This is a genomic window from Arthrobacter agilis (assembly GCF_002953615.1).
Lineage (GTDB): Bacteria > Actinomycetota > Actinomycetes > Actinomycetales > Micrococcaceae > Arthrobacter_D > Arthrobacter_D agilis_B.
The window spans coordinates 1,217,857-1,222,912 of the sequence record NZ_CP024915.1 but is presented as its reverse complement, the minus strand read 5'-3'; the positions used below and the strand labels follow the sequence as shown (position 1 = coordinate 1,222,912).

At 69.4% G+C, this 5,056-nt stretch carries 4 protein-coding genes and 1 pseudogene; 3 read left to right on the top strand and 2 right to left on the bottom strand.

Annotated elements, in window-relative coordinates; all coding sequences use genetic code 11:
* A pseudogene (locus tag CVO76_RS05855) lies at positions 1-310 on the bottom strand (peptidase M13); the annotation flags it as partial.
* A gap of 228 nt (positions 311-538) precedes the next feature.
* On the opposite strand from CVO76_RS05855, the gene leuA reads away from it, so the two are divergent.
* The 3 genes from leuA (at position 539) to CVO76_RS05840 (ending at position 3,897) form a co-directional block, all read left to right on the top strand.
* Positions 539-2,281, top strand: a complete 1,743-nt coding sequence (gene leuA / locus CVO76_RS05850) for a 2-isopropylmalate synthase (protein ID WP_208741184.1) — start codon at positions 539-541, stop codon at positions 2,279-2,281.
* A gap of 72 nt (positions 2,282-2,353) precedes the next feature.
* Entirely contained in the window at positions 2,354-3,100 is a 747-nt protein-coding gene (recO, locus tag CVO76_RS05845; protein WP_133080549.1) for a DNA repair protein RecO, read from the top strand.
* Positions 3,097-3,897 (top strand): isoprenyl transferase, encoded by an 801-nt coding sequence (locus CVO76_RS05840; protein WP_133080548.1) that lies wholly within the window; start codon positions 3,097-3,099, stop codon positions 3,895-3,897. The genes recO and CVO76_RS05840 overlap by 4 nt, the downstream gene beginning before the upstream one ends.
* Here the strand turns inward: CVO76_RS05840 and CVO76_RS05835 are convergent.
* Positions 3,894-4,895, bottom strand: a complete 1,002-nt coding sequence (locus CVO76_RS05835; protein WP_133080547.1) for an alpha/beta hydrolase — start codon at positions 4,893-4,895, stop codon at positions 3,894-3,896. The genes CVO76_RS05840 and CVO76_RS05835 overlap by 4 nt on opposite strands.
* Positions 4,896-5,056: the final 161 nt, after the last annotated feature.

The window sequence follows — 5,056 nt, the reverse complement described above, 5'->3', positions numbered from 1 at the left end:
CCCGACCACATCTCCGCGTAGCCCGCCGGGCCTCGACCCGGGCCGTGTCCATGAAGTCCGCGTACAGGGTGCCCAGTTTCGCGTCGATGCCGTCCGCCGGTCCGGTCCCCGCCCGCGAGGCGGCGTCCTCGATGATCGCGCGGACGGCGAGCTCGGACGCGTCCCGGAGGGCGGTGAAGGACCCGGTGAGCGGACGGTCGTCGGGGATCACCGCGTCCTTGAGCCACACTCCGTTGGCATGCCGGAAGAGGTCGTCCTGGGGTCGGACCGTTCCGTCGAGATTGTCCGGATCGAGAGTGCTGATCGTCATTGTCGCTTCCTGTTTCCTCGTGCTGCGGTACCTGGTATCCCGAGGCGAGGCGCCCCGCAAGCCATCCTATGTGCCGTGCTATCGTGGCAACGTGCGCGCACACAGAACTCTTCTTCGGTGCCGCGGCGAGGCCATCTAGGACCTACGAGCTACTGGCCATCCCTCGCCGCGGAGTCCGCGTTGCCCGGCCGCCAGCACCCTCAGTCCCGACAGATAAGGCCGATCCCCATGCGAAACGCACAGAAGTCATCAGGTATGCCGTTCGGCAAGTACCGCCCGTTCCAGGAACAGATCTCCGTGGAGCTCCCCGACCGGAGCTGGCCGGACCGCGTCATCACGAAGGCGCCCCGCTGGTGCGCCGTGGACCTGCGCGACGGCAACCAGGCACTCATCGATCCGATGAACGCCGAGCGCAAGCACAAGATGTTCGACCTGCTCGTGGGCATGGGCTACAAGGAGATCGAGGTCGGTTTCCCATCGGCGTCGCAGACGGACTTCGACTTCGTCCGCCAGTTGATCGAGGGCGACCGCATCCCCGACGACGTCACCATCCAGGTGCTGACGCAGTCGCGTGAGCACCTGATCGAACGCACCTACGCATCCCTCGAGGGCGCGGACCGCGCCATCGTCCACCTGTACAACTCGACGTCCGTGCTGCAGCGCCGCGTGGTGTTCAACCAGGACCAGGACGGCATCATCGACATCGCCCTCCAGGGCGCCCGCCTGTGCCGCAAGTTCGAGGAGAACATGGGCGACACCGCGATCACCTACGAGTACTCCCCGGAGTCCTTCACCGGCACCGAACTCGAGTTCGCGGCGCGCATCAGCAACGAGGTCTCGGCCGTGTTCGAGGCCTCCGCGGACCGGCAGATGATCCTGAACCTGCCTGCCACCGTCGAGATGGCCACGCCCAACGTCTACGCGGACTCGATCGAGTGGATGAACCGGAATCTCGCCGACCGCAGCAGCATCATCCTGTCACTGCATCCGCACAACGACCGCGGCACCGGTGTGGCCGCCGCAGAGCTCGGCTACCTCGCCGGTGCCGACCGCATCGAGGGCTGCCTGTTCGGCAACGGTGAGCGGACCGGGAACGTGGACCTGGTGACGCTCGGCATGAACCTCTTCAGCCAGGGGATCGATCCGGAGATCGACTTCTCCGACATGGACTCGATCCGCCGCACGGCCGAGTACTGCAACCAGCTCAGCGTCCCGGAGCGGTCGCCCTACGGCGGCGACCTCGTCTTCACGGCGTTCTCCGGATCGCATCAGGATGCGATCAAGAAGGGCTTCGAGAGCATGGAGCGCGATGCCGCAGAGGCCGGGGTCGGCGTCGACGACCTCCCGTGGGCGGTGCCGTACCTGCCGATCGACCCCAAGGACATCGGCCGTTCCTACGAAGCCGTCATCCGCGTCAACTCCCAGTCGGGCAAGGGCGGCGTGGCCTACCTGCTCAAGAGCGAGCACAGCCTCGACCTGCCGCGCCGCGCCCAGATCGAGTTCTCCGGCGTCGTCCAGCGCCGCACGGAGACGCAGGGCGGCGAGGTCAGTGGTGCCCAGCTGTGGTCGGCGTTCCAGGACGAGTACCTGCCCATGCGTGCCGAGGGCGGCGCGGGGGCCTGGGGCCACTACGAGCTGACCTCGGTGAACACGGACACGGCGGAGGACGGCTCCTTCAAGCTCGTCGCGACCCTCCTCGTCGACGGTGTCCAGCAGCGCAAGACCTCGCAGGGCAACGGACCGATCGATGCCCTGCTGGCCATCCTCAGCCAGGACGGGGTCGACGTCCGCGTCCTCGACTACACCGAGCACGCCCTGTCCTCGGGCGGCAACGCGCGCGCCGCCGCCTACGTGGAGTGCGCCGTGGGCGAGCGGGTGCTGTGGGGCGTCGGGATCGATGCGAACACCACGATGGCAGCCCTCAAGGCGGTCGTCTCGGCCGTGAACCGCGCCATCCGCGACGCCGCCTGACCGAGCCCTCTCCGCCCTGCGACCCCCGCGCGGAACGATTGCCGCGGGGGTGGCAGGTGGAAGAATGAGACTGTGGCCTCCTCCTCAGCATCGCGCACCTACCGCACCGAAGGCGTGGTCCTGCGTACCTACAAGCTCGGTGAGGCCGACCGCATCATCGTGCTCCTGACGAGGGACCACGGCCAGGTCCGTGCCGTCGCCAAGGGCGTACGCCGGACCACCAGCAAGTTCGGCTCCCGCCTGGAACCGTTCATGTCCGTCGACCTCCAGCTCGCACACGGGCGGAATCTCGACGTCGTCACCCAGGCCCAGACGAAGGGCGCCTACGGGCACGGGATCGCCTCCGACTACGGCCGGTACACCGCGGCGACGGCCATCGCCGAGACGGCGGAACGGCTGACCGACATCGGAGAGGCCGGGGGAGCGCAGTACGCCCTCGTCGCTGGTGCCTTCTCCGCCCTCAGCCGCGACCTGCACCCGTCGGAACTCATCCTCGACTCCTACCTGCTCCGGTCGCTGGCGACGGCGGGATGGGCCCCGAGTTTCACGGACTGCGCCCGGTGCGCCGCGCCCGGGCCGCACACCGCGTTCTCCGCCCCGCTCGGCGGAGCGGTCTGTCCCGTGTGCCGGCCCCCCGGAGCCGCATCGCCCTCGGCCGCGACCATGGACCTGCTCGCGGCGCTGCTGACCGGGGACTGGACCATCGCGGACGCCTCGGAGGGCGGCGCACGCCGTGAGGCCGCCGGACTGGTCGCCGCCTATCTGCAATGGCACCTCGAACGCGGGGTCGCCTCCCTCAAACACGTGGAGCGCATATGAAGAACCCTGTTCGACCCGTGGCGCCGTGGCCCCACCCGAGCGGTGAGCAGGTTCCCCCGATCCCGCGCCAGTTCGTGCCCGAGCACGTGGCGATCGTCATGGACGGCAACGGCCGCTGGGCCAACGAGCGGGGACTGCCCCGGACGGAAGGGCACAGGGCCGGTGAGGCGGCGCTGCTCGACGTCATGGCCGGCGCGATCGAGATCGGCGTCAAGCACGTCTCCGTCTACGCGTTCAGCACCGAGAACTGGAAACGCTCACCCGAGGAGGTCCGCTTCCTCATGGGGTTCAACAAGGACGTACTCCGGCGCCAGCGCGACCAGCTCGACGACTGGGGCGTCCGCATCCGCTGGTCCGGGCGTCGGCCGAAGCTGTGGCAGTCGGTCATCCGCGAGTTGGAGGACGCGGAGCGGCACACCGCTCTCAACACGACCTGCACCCTCACGATGTGCGTCAACTACGGGGGTCGTGCCGAGATCGCCGACGCCGCCAGGGCCATCGCCGAGGACGTCGCCGCCGGCACCCTGAAGGCCTCGTCGGTCAGCGAGAAGACCATCCAGCGGTACCTCGACGAACCCGACCTGCCCGACGTCGACCTGTTCCTCCGCACGTCGGGCGAGCAGCGGCTGTCGAACTTCATGCTCTGGCAGTCCGCCTACGCGGAGATGGTGTTCATGAACACCCTGTGGCCCGACGTCGACCGACGGACCCTGTGGCGTGCGATCGAGGAGTACGCCGCGCGCGACCGCAGGTACGGCGGCGCGGTGGACCGGGCGTCCGACGGGCCGTCCACCTAGGGCGGGCCCGCGGGTACACACGAGTCCAGCCACCACGCGGTGAAGCTCGCGGCCTGCCGGCGCACGTCGCGGCGGGAGAGGAAGACGTCGTGCAGCGCGCCGTGCAGCCGGCGGATCGTCACGGTGGTGCCAAGTTCCGCGGCACGGCGCACCAGGGGCGTGACGTCGAGGATGCTGTCGGTCTCCAGCATCGAGCTGTTCCAGGTCCCACTGATCGTGGATGCCGTCGAACACAGCACGAGCACCGGCACATCGATGCACACCCCTCGGGCGAGGGCCGCGTGCCCGGCCAGGACCGCTGCCAGCCAGCCTGCCCTGATCGGGAAGCCGGCCTCCGGACGCCACGCCGGATTGATGGTCCACTCGCCGTCGCGCGTATCGCTGATGCTCCTGAAGTAGAAGCCCAGGGCAGGCAGCCGCAATCGTGTCTTCGGGCGGCGGCGGGACACCGTGTCGAGGATGCCCTGCGCGGCGGTCCGCAGCAGCGCGCTGCCCTGGGTGTCGAGCCAGGGGCTGTTGAGGACCAGGGCCGCGAGGCGGCCGGGGTTGCGGGCGGCCCAGAGGGCGGCGGTGAGGCCGCCGGTCGAATGCGCCATCACCGCGATCTCCACCACCGTCCCCGGGCCGTGCCGTGCCGCGAGACGGCTCCGGAGCGCGTCGATCGCGGCCTCGAAGTCGGCGTCGTAGTCGTCGAGGGAGGTGACGAACCCCGGGGTCTGGCCCGGCAGCAGGCTCCGGCCGTACTTGTGGAGGTCCAGGGCGAAGAAGTCCCACCCCCGGGCATGCAGGGTCTCCGCCAGCTCCGAGTGGAAGAAGTAGTCGCTGAAACCGTGCACGTAGAGCACGGCCCGCGCGGGCCCCGACCGGAGCCGCGGGACGTCCTCGGGCTCGTGGGCCACCAGGGTCGCGACGCGCGGGCCCTCGTCGTCGGGCGGCAGGGGCAGCGTGAGCGCACGGAAGGGCCCTCCGAGGATGTCCTCCGACCAGCGCCCGTCCATCCTCCGACACTACCTCCGGTGTCCCGGGCCGGGAGGCTTCCTGAGTTGGTACGCACCCGCTCCGCGTGGAATTCTGGGTGCATGCGCATCTACCCGACCTTCTTCCGGATCGTCTTCTCCGGGATGGACGCCGAAAGGGCCCACAGGATCGGCTTCGCCCT